The sequence below is a fragment of the Allobosea sp. OAE752 genome (assembly GCF_050433265.1).
Lineage (GTDB): Bacteria > Pseudomonadota > Alphaproteobacteria > Rhizobiales > Beijerinckiaceae > Allobosea > Allobosea spartocytisi.
The window spans coordinates 17,327-33,955 of record NZ_JBNPXO010000004.1; the positions used below are offsets into that span (position 1 = coordinate 17,327).

The 16,629-nt window shown below is 67.2% G+C and carries 16 protein-coding genes; 5 read left to right on the plus strand and 11 right to left on the minus strand.

Going from position 1 to position 16,629, the window contains the following annotated elements:
* Positions 1–91: 91 nt before the first annotated feature.
* From dnaA to mutM, 5 genes are all read right to left on the minus strand, one after another.
* Positions 92–1,555, minus strand: coding sequence for a chromosomal replication initiator protein DnaA (gene dnaA, locus GGC47_RS11755; protein ID WP_051988271.1), 1,464 nt, complete (start codon positions 1,553–1,555; stop codon positions 92–94).
* Positions 1,556–2,397: 842 nt separating this feature from the next.
* Positions 2,398–2,664, minus strand: a complete 267-nt coding sequence (gene rpsT, locus GGC47_RS11760; protein WP_038365000.1) for a 30S ribosomal protein S20 — start codon at positions 2,662–2,664, stop codon at positions 2,398–2,400.
* Positions 2,665–2,845: 181 nt separating this feature from the next.
* Positions 2,846–3,829 (minus strand): threo-3-hydroxy-L-aspartate ammonia-lyase, encoded by a 984-nt coding sequence (locus GGC47_RS11765; RefSeq protein WP_370954997.1) that lies wholly within the window; start codon positions 3,827–3,829, stop codon positions 2,846–2,848.
* 108 nt (positions 3,830–3,937) lie between these two features.
* Positions 3,938–4,711: an enoyl-CoA hydratase gene (locus GGC47_RS11770; protein WP_113252803.1), complete on the minus strand. Its 774-nt coding sequence runs from the start codon at positions 4,709–4,711 to the stop codon at positions 3,938–3,940.
* A 202-nt stretch (positions 4,712–4,913) separates the two neighbouring features.
* Complete coding sequence (gene mutM / locus GGC47_RS11775) at positions 4,914–5,804, minus strand: bifunctional DNA-formamidopyrimidine glycosylase/DNA-(apurinic or apyrimidinic site) lyase (protein WP_133560286.1); 891 nt, start codon at positions 5,802–5,804, stop codon at positions 4,914–4,916.
* Positions 5,805–5,918: 114 nt separating this feature from the next.
* On the opposite strand from mutM, the gene ubiE reads away from it, so the two are divergent.
* Together ubiE and ubiB are read left to right on the plus strand one after the other, a co-directional pair.
* Positions 5,919–6,680, plus strand: a complete 762-nt coding sequence (ubiE, locus tag GGC47_RS11780; RefSeq protein ID WP_142022446.1) for a bifunctional demethylmenaquinone methyltransferase/2-methoxy-6-polyprenyl-1,4-benzoquinol methylase UbiE — start codon at positions 5,919–5,921, stop codon at positions 6,678–6,680.
* A gap of 16 nt (positions 6,681–6,696) precedes the next feature.
* A complete protein-coding gene (gene ubiB / locus GGC47_RS11785; protein WP_133560290.1) occupies positions 6,697–8,253 on the plus strand; it encodes a 2-polyprenylphenol 6-hydroxylase in 1,557 nt (518 codons plus the stop codon).
* A 123-nt stretch (positions 8,254–8,376) separates the two neighbouring features.
* Here the strand turns inward: ubiB and GGC47_RS11790 are convergent, their stop codons facing one another.
* Positions 8,377–9,831, minus strand: coding sequence for an AMP nucleosidase (locus GGC47_RS11790; protein ID WP_112762543.1), 1,455 nt, complete (start codon positions 9,829–9,831; stop codon positions 8,377–8,379).
* A 160-nt stretch (positions 9,832–9,991) separates the two neighbouring features.
* Between GGC47_RS11790 and GGC47_RS11795 the strand changes: the two genes are divergently transcribed.
* The 3 genes from GGC47_RS11795 to GGC47_RS11805 are packed head-to-tail and all read left to right on the plus strand — an operon-like array spanning position 9,992 to position 11,419.
* Positions 9,992–10,339, plus strand: coding sequence for an ArsR/SmtB family transcription factor (locus GGC47_RS11795; RefSeq protein WP_112762428.1), 348 nt, complete (start codon positions 9,992–9,994; stop codon positions 10,337–10,339).
* 39 nt (positions 10,340–10,378) lie between these two features.
* Positions 10,379–10,924 (plus strand): SRPBCC family protein, encoded by a 546-nt coding sequence (locus tag GGC47_RS11800; RefSeq protein ID WP_038364983.1) that lies wholly within the window; start codon positions 10,379–10,381, stop codon positions 10,922–10,924.
* A gap of 60 nt (positions 10,925–10,984) precedes the next feature.
* A complete protein-coding gene (locus GGC47_RS11805) occupies positions 10,985–11,419 on the plus strand; it encodes a VOC family protein (RefSeq protein ID WP_142022445.1) in 435 nt (144 codons plus the stop codon).
* 141 nt (positions 11,420–11,560) lie between these two features.
* Here GGC47_RS11805 and GGC47_RS11810 read toward each other — a convergent pair whose 3' ends face one another.
* From GGC47_RS11810 to GGC47_RS11830, 5 genes are all read right to left on the minus strand, one after another.
* Entirely contained in the window at positions 11,561–12,316 is a 756-nt protein-coding gene (locus GGC47_RS11810; protein ID WP_142022444.1) for an SDR family NAD(P)-dependent oxidoreductase, read from the minus strand.
* Positions 12,289–13,326, minus strand: a complete 1,038-nt coding sequence (locus tag GGC47_RS11815) for a ketopantoate reductase family protein (RefSeq protein ID WP_142022443.1) — start codon at positions 13,324–13,326, stop codon at positions 12,289–12,291. Before GGC47_RS11815 ends, GGC47_RS11810 begins: the two co-directional genes overlap by 28 nt.
* A gap of 13 nt (positions 13,327–13,339) precedes the next feature.
* Positions 13,340–14,287 carry an isoaspartyl peptidase/L-asparaginase family protein gene (locus tag GGC47_RS11820; RefSeq protein WP_142022442.1) on the minus strand — a complete coding sequence of 316 codons (948 nt, stop codon included), beginning with the start codon at positions 14,285–14,287 and terminating at the stop codon, positions 13,340–13,342.
* Between the two features lie 73 nt (positions 14,288–14,360).
* Complete coding sequence (locus GGC47_RS11825; RefSeq protein WP_370954995.1) at positions 14,361–15,956, minus strand: ABC transporter substrate-binding protein; 1,596 nt, start codon at positions 15,954–15,956, stop codon at positions 14,361–14,363.
* 29 nt (positions 15,957–15,985) lie between these two features.
* Positions 15,986–16,516 (minus strand): MarR family winged helix-turn-helix transcriptional regulator, encoded by a 531-nt coding sequence (locus GGC47_RS11830; protein WP_051988240.1) that lies wholly within the window; start codon positions 16,514–16,516, stop codon positions 15,986–15,988.
* Positions 16,517–16,629: the final 113 nt, after the last annotated feature.

Below are 16,629 nucleotides of genomic sequence, written 5' to 3' on the forward strand. Positions count from 1 at the left end.
GCGACATTGCCGGACAGCAGCCGGGCGCGCAAGGGCCGCGCATCCCGGCAACCACAACCATTTGGCAGGACAGGCGCGAGCGGCCGCTCCCTCACTCCTGCAGCATGCGCTTCAGGAGATCGACCTCCTCATGCAGCGAGCGGTCCTCGCTGATCGCTTTCTCGATCTTGCGCACGGCATGCAGCACCGTGGTGTGATCGCGCCCGCCGAAGCGCCGGCCGATCTCGGGCAGCGAACGCGGGGTCAGCGCCTTCGACAGATACATCGCGATCTGGCGCGGCTTCACGACCGCGGCCGTGCGGCGCTCGGAGAGGATATCGGCGCGGCTGACATTGTAGCGCGTCGCGACGAGCTTCTGGATGTCCTCGATCTTGACCCGGCGCGGCTCGCGCGTCCGCACGAGGTCGCGGATGGCCGCCTCCGCCGTCTCCAGCGTCACGAACTGGCCGGACAGCGTCGCATGGGCGAGCAGCCGGTTGGCGGCGCCGTCGAGATCGCGGCCATTGGTGGCGACGACGCGGGCGACATAGGCCACCACATCCGGGCTGACCTGGAAGTTGGGATGGGCGCTCTGCAGCGCTTCCAGCCGGGTCGCCAGGATCTTGGCGCGCAAGGCTTCGTCGAGTTCGCCCACTTCGACAACCAGACCGCCGCCCAGCCGCGAACGGATGCGCTCGTCGAGGGCCTCGAGCTCGCCGGCAAGGCGGTCGCCGGCGACGACGATCTGCTTGCCCGCATCGAGCAGCGCGTTGATCGTGTGGCCGAACTCCTGCTGGATCGACTTGCCCTGGATGAACTGCACGTCGTCGACGACGAGCAGGTCGATGCCGCGCAGCTTCTCCTTGAAGGCCAGCGCCGTCTGCGACTTCAGCGCCGCGACGAAGCCGTACATGAAGCGGTCCGCCGTGAAATAGGCGACGCGCTTGCCCAGCCGCCTGGCTTCCTGCGCGATGGCCTGCAGCAGATGCGTCTTACCCAGGCCGACACCGGCATGGAGATAGAGCGGGTTGTAAGGGCTCTGTCCGGCCGGCGCCGCCGCGATGCGCTCGGCCGCGGCGAAGGAGAGCTGGTTCGACTTGCCGACGACGAAGTTCTGGAAGCTCATCCGCCTGTCGAGCGTCGTGCCGCAGACATCGACCAGCTCGGGTTCGCCGGACTGGGCGGTCGCCGCGCCGGGCTTGGCCGCCTCGGCCGGGACCGGTGTCGTCGAAGAGGCGGGGCGGCTGCGCATCACGGCTTCCGCCAGCGGGGCCGGCGTGGTGTCGCGCGAAGCCTGGCGGACTGAGAGCAGCACGCCCTTCGGCGCCGGCAGCTCGGCGATGCAGTTCACCCGCAGCCGCTCGGCGTAATGGGCCTCGAGCCAGCTTTTCAGGAAGCGGGTCGGGACGGTGAGATAGGCGATGCCCCCGACGATGCCGGCGATTTCGAGCCGGGCGAACCAGCTCGAGAAGACATCCTCGCCGAGTTCGGCACGCAGGCGCCGGCGCACACGCTCCCAGGCGTCCTGGAGCGACGCGTCCTCTGCTCCGACCGGAGCAGTCTCCTCGACCGCCATTGTCACCACCACCGACGCTGCCTCGACCGTATCTCCGATTTGCTGCCGCTCGAACATCAATGGCCCCATTTGCTTCAAAATTGAACACGCCTTCGGAGGGGCGATTGCAGAGGCAACCGCCTTCCCGGCGCTGTTGTCCGGTTAAAAAGGATCCCGGCCCGGCAGGCGCATCCGCCCGACAGGTCAGGAAATCCCGGTTCTGTCGATTACGCTTGGAAGGCTCGCCGCTGGCTGGAGCCGCGCTTCATCTCAATACAGAAGACAAAGAGCCGCATTCTCCAACCTCCCTGGTCGCGAGCCAAAACACCGATAATCTATGGAAACCGCCACCGCGTTCATTGCTGTCCGCCCGGCGATGAAGTGACCTTACAGGGCGCGCTCGACGGGCTGCAATATCCCTTTCAGCCGGCTTCGGAGCGAGGTGGCTTCCGCCCCCCCGGATCGAACGGGGTCGGGGGGCTGCAATTGGTTGGGGAACTTAATCTTTTCTTTACAGCGGGCGCGCTCGCGGCGGCCGAATCTTTTTTTTCAAAGGGGCGAATGGGTGCCTTGGAGTCGCCGCGATTCTCTCGCCTCAAAATCCTTTGCCCGCTAAGATGATGAAAAATAATGACTTTCCATGTGCGGCAGACTCCTGCTGAAGCAGCGATTCCGCGCCCCGAAAGCGCCCGGAGAGTCAAGTCCGTAAAGCCGTGGAAAGATTGCCGAATCGGCTTGCCGTAACGATTTTTTTCTTCCGTGGCGGCGCGTGGCGAGGCGGCAACAGGGGGCCTTGAAGCCAACAAAAAAGCCCGGCGTCGAGCCGGGCTTTTAAGCGATGCGATGCGGTCCGCGAAGGTGGCTCAGGAGGCCAGCGCGCCGATGCGATGGGCGAGACGCGAAACCTTGCGCGAGGCGGTGTTCTTGTGAACCACGCCCTTCTGCGCGGCGCGCATGATCTCGGGCTGGGCAGCCTTGAGCGCCTCGGCCGCGGCGGCCTTGTTGCCCGTGGCGATCGCCTCTTCGACCTTGCGCAGGAAGGTGCGCATGCGCGAGCGGCGGTTCTTGTTGACCTCGGTGCGCCGCGCGATCTTGCGCGTGGCCTTCTTGGCCGACGTCGTATTGGCCATCCAAACGTCCTCGTCTTCATCACGGTCCGTCGCCTGGCGTTGAGCCGGCGGTTCTGACCGCTACCTTGCTGGAAACACGTGAGCGGCGGCCGAGCTTGCGCGGGCCGCCGCGAGTGGTGGGGCTATAATCGCTCGCGCGGCCGCCGTCAACGCGGAATCCGCGTGAGCTTTACCATGAGGCTCACACTGACGGCGCGATGAAGCGGGCGAAGCTCGCCAGATCGACATTGCCACCGGAGAGAATGACGCCGACGCGCCGCCCTTCGACGGGCACGGCGCCGGTGAAGGCGGCCGCCGCGGCGAGGCAGCCGGTCGGCTCGACGACGAGCTTCATGCGCTCCGCGAAGAAGCGCATCGCGTCGATCAGCGCCGCGTCGCTCACCGTGACGATGTCCTCGACGTCGCGCTGGATGATCGGGAAGGTGAGATCGCCGAGGAAGGCGGTCTGCGCCCCGTCCGCGATCGTCTTGGGCACGCCGATCTTCACGATCTCGCCCTTGCGCAGCGACTGCTGCCCGTCATTGCCGGCCTCCGGCTCGACGCCGAAGATCCGGCAGCCCGGATTGAGCGTCTTCGCCGCGAGCGCCGCGCCGGCGAGCAGCCCGCCGCCGCCGAGCGGCACGATCAGGATGTCGAAGGGGCCGGCATCCTCGATCAGCTCCTTCGTCGCTGTGCCCTGGCCGGCGATGACGTGGGGATGGTCGTAAGGGGGGATGATCGTCAGCCCGCGCTCGCTGGCGAGGCGATCCCCGATGGCGAGCCGGTCCTGCGTATAGCGGTCATAGCGCACGACCTGCCCGCCATAGCCCTCCGTCGCCGCCACCTTCGCGGCCGGCGCGTCGTTGGGCATGATGATCGTGGTCGGCACGCCCAAGAGCTGGCCCGCATAGGCGATGGCCTGGGCATGGTTGCCGGAGGAGAAGGTGACGACGCCGGCCTTCTTCTGCGCGGGTGAGAGCGAGGCGATCGCGTTGTAGCCGCCGCGGAACTTGAAGGCGCCCATGCGCTGCAAATTCTCGGGCTTGAAGACCAGGCTCGCATTCGTCCGCCGGTTGGCGGTGGCGGAGCTCATCGCCGGCGTGTGGTGGGCGATGCCCTTCAGCCGCTCGGCCGCCGCCTCGACATCGGCATAGGTCGGGAGGGACGGTCCGGTCTGGGCGTTCATGGCGGGAAATCCTGCTGGCGAAAGACGTGTTCTATCTGCCAGCAGGAGCGCCGGTCCATCAAGGCGGGGCCGCTCGACGCCGCCATGCGGCAGGCGATGGCCGGTTGCTCAGGCGTTCCTGAAATCCGGCTTCCGCTTCTCGGCGAAGGCGGACATGCCTTCCTTCTGGTCGGCGGTGGCGAAGAGCGAGGAGAAGACGCGGCGCTCGAAGCGCAATCCCTCCTGAAGAGTTACCTCGAAAGCGCGCTCGACCGCCTCCTTCGCCATCAGCACGGAGGGCAGTGACTTCGTGGCGATCGCCTCGGCCGCCTTCAGCGTCTCGGTCAGCAGGTCGGCGAGCGGCACGACGCGCGCGACGAGTCCGGAGCGCTCGGCTTCCTCGGCATTCATCATCCGGCCGGTGAGGATCAGGTCCATCGCCTTGGCCTTGCCGACCGCCTTGGTCAGGCGCTGCGTGCCGCCGGCGCCGGGGATGACGCCAAGATTGATCTCGGGCTGGCCGAACTTCGCGTTATCCGCCGCGATGATGAAGTCGCACATCATGGCGAGCTCGCAGCCGCCGCCCAGCGCGAAGCCGGCGACCGCGGCGATGATCGGCTTGCGGCGCTGGCCGATCCGGTCCCAATCCGCGAATTTGTCGTCGAGATAGGTGCCTGGGAAGGTGCGGCTCTGCATCTCCTTGATGTCGGCGCCGGCGGCGAAGGCCTTTTCCGAGCCGGTGAGGACGACGCAGCCGATGCCGTCATCCCCACCGAAGCCGTCGAGCGCCGCGTTGATCTCGCCGATGAGCTGGCCGTTCAGCGCGTTCAGCGCCTGCGGGCGGTTGAGCGTGATCAGCCCGACCTTGCCCTTCGTCTCGACGAGAATGGTCTCATAAGCCATGGCGGCCTCCCGGATGGTCCTGCTCCGCCAGCTTTAGCGAGCGGCGCGAGAGCGGTCCATGCGCGTTGCGCACATCCGCGCATTCGCTGTCTCCCCCAGCGCGTCATGCTCGGGCTTGACCTGAGCATCTCGTGCAAGAGGAGGCTCCAGTGTCACTTCCGGCCGGAGATTCTCGAGTCAAGCCCGAGAATGACGCGTGTCTCTACCGCCTCGGCTGGCAGCTCTCGCAATAAAAGGTCGAGCGGCCCGACTGCACCAATCGCTTCACCAGCTTGCCGCAGCCGGGCGTGACGCAGGTCTCGCCCTCGCGGTCATAGACCTTGAAGCGATGCTGGAAATAGCCGAGCGAGCCGTCGGCATGGGCGAAGTCGCGCAGCGTCGAGCCGCCGGCCGCGACCGCTTCCTCCAGCACCTCGCGGATGATGCGGGCGAGCTCATGCGCCTTCTCGCGCGGCCGCCCCGTCGGCGTCGCGATCGTTCCGGCTTCCGCCTCTGGATGGAGCCCGGCCCGGAACAGCGCCTCGCAGACATAGATATTGCCCAAGCCCGCCACGAGCCGCTGGTCGAGCAATGCGGCCTTCAGCGGCGCGAACTTGCCGGCGAACAGCTTCGCCAGCGTCTCGCCGGAGAGTTCGTTGCCGAGCGGCTCGATGCCCATGCCCGCGAAATGCTTCGATGTCGCCAGTTCGGCGCGGGGAACGAGATCCATGAAGCCGAAGCGGCGCACGTCATTATAGGTGACGCGCGCGCCCGTCCCCATCTCGAACACGACATGGTCGTGGATCAGATGCCGGCCGATATCGTTGTAGTAGCTGCCGGGTTCGGTCGGCGGCGTTCCGGGCGCCTCGACGATGAAGCGCCCGCTCATACCCAGATGCATCACGAGCGCCGCGCCGTCGTCGAGATCGGCGATCAGGTATTTCGCCCGCCGCGACAGGGCCTCGATCCGCCGGCCTGTCAGGCGCTCAGTGAAGCGCTCCGGCAGGGGAAAGCGCAGGTTCGGCCGGCGCAGCTCGACCCGCGCGAAGCGCTCGCCCAGCATGGCCGGCTCCAGCCCGCGCCGGACGGTTTCGACCTCGGGGAGCTCCGGCATATCAGCGACCTCAAATAAAGCCTGCGTCGAGAGGGCCCGCGACAAGCCCGCCGCCTTTGGCTATTGATCGGCTCAGGCGAATACAAGACAGATTTGCACAAGGCCGGCCCGACCGTGACAGCAGCTTCCGACACCACCCATTTCGGCTTCGAGACGGTGAAGCTCGCCGAGAAGCAGGCCAAGGTCGACGACGTCTTCCACAAGGTCGCAGACCGTTACGACCTGATGAACGACATGATGTCGGGCGGGCTGCACCGGGCCTGGAAGAGCGCGCTGCTGACCGCGATCAACCCACCGAAGGATCGTGCCTTCCATCATCTCGACGTGGCCGGCGGCACGGGCGACGTCGCCTTCTCGGTGCTGGAGGCCGGCGGCCCGCTGACTGATGTTACCGTGCTCGACATCAACGCGGACATGCTGCGCGTCGGGCGCGAGCGGGGCGAGAAGCGCTTCCCGGATAATGATCGCATCCGCTTCGTCCAGGGCAATGCCGAGGAACTCGGCCTGCCCGACAACCATTTTGATTGCTACACGATCGCCTTCGGCATCCGGAACGTGCCGCGCATCGACAAGGCCTTGGCCGAGGCCTATCGCGTGCTGAAGCGCGGCGGGCGCTTTCTCTGCCTCGAATTCAGCCATGTCGACGTGCCCCTGCTCGACAAGATCTACGAGACCTATTCCTTCAGGGTGATCCCGCCGATGGGCCGGATGGTTACCGGCGAGGCCGAGCCCTACCAGTACCTCGTCGAATCGATCCGCAAATTCCCGAAGCCGCAGGCCTTCGCCAACATGATCGAGGATGCCGGCTTCCGCCGCGCGAAATTCACGCCGATGACCGGCGGCGTCGTGGCGCTGCATTCCGGCTGGAAGCTGTGATGCTGGCTGCGGCGGCATGATCTCCTCCTTCTTCCACATGCTGCGCGGCGTGCGCGTCGGCTTCGTGCTGGCGCGCGAGGGTGCGCTGGCGCTCGTCGACCCCTCCGTGCTGCCGCCGCTGGCACGAGGCCTGATCCGCGTCGGGCGGCTGATCGAGCGGCGCGGCGCCGGCTCTTCCGCGACGCGGCTTGCGGCGGCGTTGACGCGGCTGGGGCCCTCCTACGTCAAGTTCGGCCAGTTCCTGGCGACGCGTCCCGATGTCGTCGGCATGAAGATCGCCGAGGACCTATCCGCTTTGCAGGACCGGATGCCGGCCTTTTCGATGGCAGAGGCGCGCGCCATCGTCGAGGCTGCGCATGGCGTGCCGCTGGAGACGCTGTTTCCCGAGTTCAGCGAGCCGGTCGCGGCCGCCTCGATCGCTCAGGTCCACCGCGCCCGGCTGAAGGATGGCCGCGAGGTTGCGGTGAAAATCCTGCGGCCGGGCATCCGCGACCGCTTCAACCGCGACCTCGCCGCGATGCGCTTCGGCGCCGAGATGGCCGAGATGCGTTCGGCCGAGGCGCGCCGTCTGCGCTTCACCGGCGTGGTCGAGACCCTGGCGCGCTCGGTCGCGATGGAGATGGACCTCAGGCTCGAGGCCGCCGCCCTCTCCGAATTCGCCGAGAATACCAAGGAAGACACCGATTTCCGCGTGCCGGAGCCGGATTGGCAGCTCACCGCGCGCGAGATGCTGGTCGACGAATGGATCGACGGCGTTCGCCTCTCCGATGTCGAGGGCCTGCGCGCCGCCGGCCACGACCTGCCGGAGCTGGCCCGCAAGATCATCCAGTCCTTCCTGAAGCATGCGATCCGCGACGGTTTCTTCCATGCCGACATGCATCCCGGAAACCTGTTCGTCGATGCGGAGGGGCGCCTCGTCGCGGTCGATGGCGGCATCATGGGTCGGCTCGGCCTGAAGGAGCGGCGCTTCCTCGCGGAAATCCTGCTCGGCTTCATCACCCGCGACTACACGCGCGTCGCACAGGTGCATTTCGAGGCGGGCTATGTCCCCGCCCATCACGATGTCGCGGATTTCGCCCAGGCGATCCGCGCCGTCGGCGAGCCGATCCACGACAAGCGCGCCGACCAGATCTCGATGGCCAAGGTCCTGACCCTGCTCTTCGAGATCACCGGCATGTTCGACATGGCGACGCGCACCGAGCTCGTCATGCTGCAGAAGACCATGGTGGTGGTCGAGGGCGTGGCGCGCTCGCTCGATCCGCATCTCGATATGTGGGGCACGGCCGACCCCGTCGTGCGCAGCTGGATCACCCATAATCTCGGGCCGATCGGCAAGCTGGAGGAGGCCGGGCGCGGCGCCCGCTCCCTGCTCGGCTCGCTGGCGGCGCTGCCCGACACGGTCGTTCGGGCCGAGCGCGTCCTCGGGCAGCTGGAAGACGCCTCGCGCCACGGTTTTGCGCTCGACGAGCGCAGCGTCGCCGCGATCGGCCGGGCCGAGGCGCAGCGCAATCGCTGGGGCACGGCGGCGCTCTGGGTGATCGCGGCGCTGGTCGCCTACGGCGTGTTCGGCTAGGTCAAGCCTCAGCCGTCATTCTCGGGCGAAGTACAGCTTCGACCCGAGAATCTCTCGCAGGAAGAGGCGCCTTTCCGTCCTGAGATGCTCGGGTCAAGCCCGAGCATGACGCGCCTCTCTGAGTTACCGAAACGGCGGCTCGTCAAAGCTCCTGAGCTTGCGCGAATGGATCGCCGAGCCGGTCTCCTTGAGCTTCTTCAGCGCGTCGAGCCCGATGCGCAGATGCTCGCCCACCGCCCGTTCGTAGAAGGCGTTGGCGGCGCCGGGCAGCTTGATCTCGCCGTGCAGCGGCTTGTCGGAGACGCAGAGCAGCGTGCCGTAGGGCACCCGCAAGCGATAGCCCTGCGCTGCGATGGTGCCCGATTCCATGTCGACGGCGATGGCGCGCGACAGGTTGATGCGGCGGCGCTCCTTGGTCCAGCGCAGCTCCCAGTTGCGGTCGTCCTGCGTCACGACGGTGCCGGTGCGCAGCCGCTGCTTCAGCGTATCGCCCTTCTCGCCGGTGATGTCGGCCGCGGCCTGCTGCAGCGCGACCTGCACCTCGGCCAGGGCCGGGATCGGGATGTCCGGCGGCACCAGCTCGTCCAGGATGCCGTCCTGCCGGAGATAGGCATGGGCGAGGACATAGTCGCCGATGATCTGCGTCTGGCGCAGGCCGCCGCAATGGCCGACCATCAGCCAGCAATTCGGCCTGAGCACCGCCAGATGGTCGGTGATGTTCTTCGCATTGGACGGGCCGACGCCGATATTGACCAGGGTGACGCCGTCGCCATCCTTCCGGATCAGGTGATAGGCCGGCATCTGGAAGCGGTGCCAGGGCGCCGACATCACCCGCTCGGCCGCCGAGACGTCGACGCCGTCGCGGTCGATGCGAATGCCGCCGGGCGCGACCAGCGCCTCGGCCGTGCCGGCCTCGATCTCGGCCAGGCCCAGCCGGACGAACTGGTCGACATAGCGATGGTAGTTGGTCAGCAGCACCCAGGGCTGCACCGCCCGCCAGTCGGTGCCGGTGTAATGCACCAGCCGGCGCAGCGAATAGTCGACACGCACCGCGTCGAAGAGCGAAAGCGGCCGCGGCTCGCCCTCGACGATGTCGAAGGTGCCGTCGGCGATCTCGTCCCCGACCAGCGCGAGCAGCGGGGTCGGGAAATAGCGCGCGAGCTCGGCGGCGGTGATCTTGCCGCGCCCCAGCTCGTCGCCACCTTCGAGCGCATAGGGATAGGGGATTTCCTGCTGGCTGATGCCGGTCTCGATCATCGCGCCGTATTCGGCGACGAGCGGCTTGAGCTGGTCGAGCAGATAGCTCCTGAACTCGGCCGGCTGGGTCACCGTCGTCGAGTAGATGCCCGGCGCGGCGAATTTGGCGTAGCCGCGCCGCGTCGCCGCCGGCAGCTTGGAGGGCTCGTAGCTCACCCGCAGCATGGGGTAGCGATAGCGCTCCCGCTGCTCCGGGGTCGGCGGCTCTCCGGTCTCGAAGAAGCGCTGGAGATCGCCGCGCAGCGCGCCGCGCGCCTCCTCATAGAGCCGTTCGAGGCGGTCGATGGCGGCTTCGGGCGTCGCGGCGGTCTCGAAGCTCATGGGCGGCGGCATCCTTCTCTCCCGTCGGTTCTAACCATGCGCCCTCGGTCCTGACAACAACCGGCAGTCCGCCCCGCCAGATTGGGGGAAAGGACGGCTTGACGCGGGTGGAATTCGGCATTACTAAACCGATCAGTTAATTAACTGATCGGTTTCATAGATGTCGACGGACCCGCTCAGCCTGACCTTCGCCGCCCTCGCCGACCCGACCCGCCGCGCCATCCTGGCCCGGCTGTCGGAGGGCGAGAGCTCGGTGAAGGAGCTGGCCGAGCCCTTCGCGATGAGCCTGCCGGCCGTCTCCAAGCATCTGAAGGTGCTGGAGCGGGCCGGGCTGATCACGCGAGGGCGGGAGGCGCAGTGGCGACCCTGCCGGCTCGATCCCGGCCCGTTGCAGGACGTCTCGGAATGGCTGGAGCATTACAGCCGTTTCTGGGACCAGAGCCTGGGGCGGCTGGACGAGGTCCTGCGCGCGATCAAGGCGAAACCGCCGGGTGAACCGGGCGTTTGACGTCCAGATCTCTTCAATTGGATCAAAAGGCTTCTCGTCATGCTTAAGACAGCTCTCCTCAGCCTGCTCGGCCTCGTCGTGATCGCCGTTGCGGTGGTGCTGATCCTTGCCGCCCGCAAGCCCGACACCTTCCAGGTCACGCGCACGGCCACGATCAATGCGCCGCCGGAGCGGATCTATCCGCTCATCGCCGATTTCAAGGCCTGGGGCGCCTGGTCGCCCTGGGAGAAGAAGGATCCCGCCATGACGCGCAGCTATGGCGGGCCGGAAAGCGGGGTCGGCGCGACCTATGCCTGGGCCGGCGACAAGAATGTCGGCGAGGGAGGCATGCGCATCCTCGAGGCCAACCCGCCCGCCAGGATCGCGCTCAAGCTCGATTTTCTCAAGCCATTCGAGGCGCATAACGACGTCGTCTTCGCTCTCGCCCCGCAGGGCTCCGCGACGAATGTCACCTGGACCATGACCGGCCCGACGCCCTTCATCGGCAAGATCATGCATGTCTTCATGGATATGGACCGCATGGTCGGCGGCGATTTCGAATCCGGTCTGGCAGCGATGAAGGCGGCCGCCGAGCGGCCCGCCTGACGCCTGCCGCCGCAGGGCCTGAACGCCGCCGATACGCGATAATCAAAGGAGGAGACGACGATGAAACTCTCGACCTATCTGATGTTCGGCGGCAATTGCCGCGAGGCCTTCACCCACTACGAGAAGGTGCTCGGCGGCAAGATGCTCGCCATGATGGATCACAAGGGTACGCCGGCCGAGGAGCATGTTTCGCCGGAATGGCGCGACAAGATCCTGCACGCCTGCCTGGAGATCGACGGCCAGATGCTGATGGCCTCGGACGCGCCGCCGGATCGCAGCGACGGCCCGATGCGCTCGGTCTCTGTCAGCGTCGGGGTCAAGACGCCGGAGGAGGCGGAACGCATCTTCGCAGGGCTCTCCGAAGGTGGCGCCAAGGTCACCATGCCGATGGCCGAGACCTTCTGGTCGCCGCGCTTCGGCATGCTGACCGACCGGTTCGGCACGAGCTGGATGGTCGGGGCGGAGATGCCGGCGGATCAGGCGAATTGCGGTTGACGCTGCCGGTTTCCCGAGGAAACACGCCGTCATCCCGGGCTTGACCCGGGATCCATCGTAAGGCTCTGCGCTCTGTGATGGATCCCGGATCTGCGCGGCTTGGCCGCTTGTCCGGGATGACGGCGGGTTTCCGAGCCGCCTCTACGAGCGCCCGCCGTCGACCGAGAGCACCTGCCCGCTGATCCAGCCGGCCTGCTCGCTCAGGAAGAACAGCGTCGCGTTGGCGATGTCCTGCGGCGTGCCGAGCCGGCGGGTGTGGATGCTCTCGACCAGCCGCTTCTGGCCCTCCGGCCCATAGCTCTGCCATTGCCGCTCGGTCGCGGGATTGGAGCGGACGAAGCCGGGCGCCACCGAATTTACCGTGATGCCATGCGGGCCGAACTCCCAGGCGAGCTGCCTGGTCAGCCCGACCAGAGCGTGCTTGGCGCTGGCATAGGCCTGGATGCCGGTGAGGCTCGGACGCAGGCCCGCGCCCGACGAGATCGTGACGATGCGGCCATAGCCGGCCCGTCGCATCACCGGAGCCGCGGCTTGCGCCAGGAAGAAGGCGGCATCGACATTGGCGGCGAAGATGGCGCGCCAATCCTCTTCCGAGATGTCCTCGATCGGCCGGCCGACCTGCCCGCGCACGCCGCCGGCGGCATGGACCAGGAGATCGAGCCCGTCATCCGCGGAGGCGATGCTAAGGACCAGAGCCTGCGCCGCCTCGGGCGAGCCGAGATCGACGGCATGGGCGGTAGCGCCGAGGCTCTGGGCGGTCTCTTTGACGCCATCCGCATCGATGTCGGCGAGATGGACACGCGCGCCGACCTCTGCCAGCGCCGTGGCAATGGCGCGCCCGATGCCCTGAGCGGCACCGGTGACGAGGGCTACGCGGCCGTCGAAACGGATCTGCATCGGTCGATCAGCACCTTCAGCGTCTCGAAGGCCATCGGGCGGCGGCCTTCCTCGATGTCGTGGATGAGCGAGATCAGGGTCTCCAGCGCCGGCGTCGCGACGCCGGCCTCGCGTCCGAGCGTGGCGATGATGCCGATCTGCGGATCGACCTCGGTCCTGCGCTTGCGCACCGCAAGGTCGCGCCAGATGCCGGAATGGGTCTTGGCCGTCCGCGAGGTGTAGTCGGCGAGCCATGCGATCGTCGCGACCTGCGGCCCCTCGGGCGCGCCCGGCGCGAACACCATCGGGTCGAATTCGCCGAAGCCGAGCGAGGTGATTCCGCGCTTGCTCGCCACCGCGCCGACCTCGCGGCCGAGCGCGAGCCAGACCGGCAGGCGCTGCGGATCGGCGAAGTTCGCCGACATCGAATCATCGGTCAGGGCCGTGGCGAACAGCATCGCGCCATAGGCGAGCTTGCCCCAGAGATAGCCCCAGATGTTGTCGGTCAGGATCGAATCCGGCTCGAACAGGCTGAGCAGGCGATGCATCTCGGCCGCCCGTTCGCTGATCGAGCCGTCGATCTCGCCGACGACCACGGCACCGCGATTGCCATAGAGAATCTCGCCGTCGCCCAGCCAGTCGGCCCCGAAATTGACGAAGCAGCCGAGCGTGCGCCGCTCGCCGACCGCTCTGGCGATGGCGAGCTCGTTGAGCCCGTTCTGGGCGGAGAGCACGAAACCGTCCTCGGCCAGATGCGGCTTCAGCGCGGCGAGCGCCGCTTCCGTCGCGCCTGCCTTCACGGCGAGCACGATGCGGCGATAGCGGCCGTCCAGCTCCTGCGGCGTCACGGCCGGCACGACCTGCCGGAATTCGGCAACCGGTCCGGTGGTCGAGAGCCCCCGTGTCCGGCAGGCCTCGACATGGCCGGGTACGACATCGACGAGGAGCACAGGCACGCCGGCCCGCGCCCAATAGGCGCCGAGCGTCCCGCCGATCGCGCCGGCGCCCCAGATCAGGATCGGTTCGCTCATCCGCGCCGGCTCATCAGGCCTGCCCGACCATCTCGACATCGCCATGGGTGGCGACGTGCAAAAGCCCGTCCGGCGTCACCCAGCCGCGATACATGCCTTCGGTGTTGTAGGGCGCGACGATCGTGCCGTCGGCGCCGACAGCCACCAGCCCGGCGCCGATCTTGTGGTCGGAAAGCTCGCCCAGAACCTCCTGCGTCGCCTGATTCAGCGTGAGGCCCTTATAGGCGATCAGGGATGCGATCTCGTGACCGACGCAATAGCGGATGAAGTACTCACCTTTGCCGGTGCCGGAGACGGCGCAGCGCCCGTCACGGGCGTAGGTGCCGGCGCCGATGATCGGCGAATCGCCGACGCGGCCGGTGGGCTTGTTGGTGTAGCCGCCGGTCGAGGTCGCGGCGGCGAGATGGCCCTGCGCGTCGCAGGCGACGGCGCCGACCGTGCCGTGCTTCTCGGCCTCGCTGGCTTCGGAAGCCGTGCCGACGATTTCGCGGATCTTCATCGAGGCGAGGTTCTTACGTCGCCGCTCGGTCGAGAAATATTCGTTGGGGACGGTGTCGACGCCCTCATGCTCGGCGAAGACGTCGGCGGCCGGACCGGCCAGCAGCAGCGGATCGCCGCGCAGCATCAACGCCTTGGCCGCGACGATCGGATTGCGGATGTGCTTGGCGGCGCAGATCGCGCCGGCAGCGAGCGTCGCCCCATCCATGATCGAGGCGTCAAGTTCATGCTCGCCATCGGCGTTGAAGGCGGCGCCGTGGCCGGCATTGAAATGCGGCGAATCCTCCATGACGCGCACGGCGGCCTCGACGGCGTCCACCGCCGGCCCACCCTTGGCGAGGATGGTCCAGCCGGCGCGCAACGCGCCGGCGAGGTCGGAGCGGGCCTGCGCCCATTCGGCTTCGGTCATCTCGGCCTTCGGCAAGGTGCCGCAGCCGCCGTGGATGGCGAGAGCAAGTGTCATGAAAGAGGTTCCGTCGAAGTGATCTGGTCCGTCCCGGCCTGCACGGGGCCGGCCGGGAGGCGGAGGCGAAGGGTCACTTCTTAACAGGCTTGATGTCCATCGCCAGCGTGTCCTCGTCGACGCGCGGCGCGATGGTGACCTTGTCCTTCTGCATCGCCCAGGCCGAGCCGACGGCCGTGATCGGCAGGCGCGGCCGGTCCTTGGCGACGATCGCGGCGACATCCGAGAGCATCTTGTTGCGCTTGGCCTCGTCCATCTCGATGGCCGCGTCCTCGATCAGCTTGTCGACCTGCGGGTTGGCGTAGTTCTGGACGTTGAAGGCGCCGAGCTTCTTGGCCGGGTCGTTCGAATGCACCAGCGAGGACAGCGTGTAGTTGGCCTCGCCCGTCAGCGTGCCCCAGCCGGACATCGCCATCGAGAAATCCCCGCGCAGGCGGGCCGGGAAGAAGACGGCGCCGGGCTGGGCGTTGGCGTTCACCTCGATGCCGATGCGCGCCAGCATCTGGGCGAGCGAGGTGCCGACCTGCCGGTCGCCGGGCAGGCGGTCATTGGTGAAGGAGAAGGTGACCTTGAAGCCGTTGGGGTAGCCGGCCTCCTCCATCAGCTTCTTCGCTTTGGCGAGGTCGGGCTTCAGCGCCGGCAGCTCCTTGTTGAAGCCGGCGATGGTCGGCGTCACCAGCTGGTTGGCCGGGGCGCCCAGCCCTTCCATGGCGATCTCGGCGAGCGCCGGCCGGTCGATGGCGAGGTCGATCGCCTCGCGCACCCGGACGTCCTGCATCGGGTTCTTCGGCAGGGGCGAGCCGTCCTTGGCGCTGACCTGCGGGGACTTGTCCCGCATGTCGAGCTCCATGTTGAAGAGATAGACGCTTTCGATGGTGGTGACGGTGAGCTTCGGGTCGCGCTTGAGCGTCGGCACGTCGGAAGCCGGCGCGCGCACGATGATGTCGACCTGGCCCGCCTTGAGCTGCGCGACGCGGGCGGCGTCGTTCGGCAGTTCCTTGCGCACGACCTTGGCCCAGGGCTCCTTCGGGCCCCAATAGCCGTCGAAGCGCTCGAGCACGAGCTGGTCCTTCGGCGTCCAGGACACGAATTTATAGGGGCCGGTGCCGATCGCGGCCTTGCCGGAGTTGAACGCCTCGTTGGCATTGTCCTTGGTCAGGCCGGCGGCCGCCTTGTGCGAGACGATGAAGAGGCGGATGAAGTCGTTCGGCAGGTTCGGCGCGGGCCCGTCGGTGACGACCTGCACCGTCAGCGGATCGACGATCTTCACATCCTTGACGCGGCGGACATAGATCGTCGTCGGGTTCGGGCCGGCGACGACCGGAATGCGCTCGATCGAGAACTTCACGTCCTCCGCCGTGAAGTCCGAGCCGTCATGGAATTTCACGCCGGGGCGCAGCTTGAACTCCCAGACATTGGGCTCGATCGCCTTCCAGCTCGTGGCGAGCCGCGGTTCGAGTTGCAGCTTGTCGCCCGACCAGATCAGCGTGTCGAAGACCTGCTTCAGCGCTTCGGCATGGGTGCCGGTCGCGGTGAAGTGCGGGTCGATCGATTCCGGGCCGGCGCGGACGCCGATCGTCAGCGTCTGGGCCAGCGCGCCGGTCGAGACGGTGGCGCCGAGCAGGGCGGCGAAGGCGGCGAGACGAAAGCTGCGTGCCAGATTCATCATGGATCCCCTGTTGTTGGCGTTGATGTCGTCTAGAGTTCTTGCGGCCAGTCGGGCGAGGCGATGACGAGCTTGTCCATCAGCGTGCGGAGCTGGCGCTGCTCTTCGGAGCTGAGGCAGGCGAGCATGGCCTGCTGCTGCTCCACCATCAGCGGCATGGTCTCGTCGAAGATCTTGCGGCCGGCCGGGGTCAGATGCAGCACGTAGCTGCGCAGATCGGCCGGGTCGCTTTCGCGCTTCAGGAGGCGTCGCTGCAGCAGCTTCTGGATCGCGCGCGAGAGCGTGTTCTTCGGCAGGCCGGCCGAGGCGACGATGTTCTTCGCCGCCACGCCCTCCTTGAGGCCGACCGCATAGAGCGCGACGAAATCCGGCCGGACCAGGCCGTAGCGCGTCTCGATCCAGCGATAGACCGGGTCGTTGAAGCGGAAGGCGACGAAGTTCAGCCTGAAGGACAGCCAGCAGGGGTTTTCCCAGAGCTTGGTCACGATCAAGGGATCGAGCGCGCCCAGCGCCGCTTCGCGTGCGGGATCGACAGGCGAAAGGGGGCTCGGAGAGCGGCTCATGACGGCTGTCTCTTCGGTCAAATTAGTTCCAGATGGAACTTGACCATATCTTGGGACGGAGTCAAGGGTAGTGTCGGGATCGCGCCATCGCAATCCATTTAGTCTATCGCATT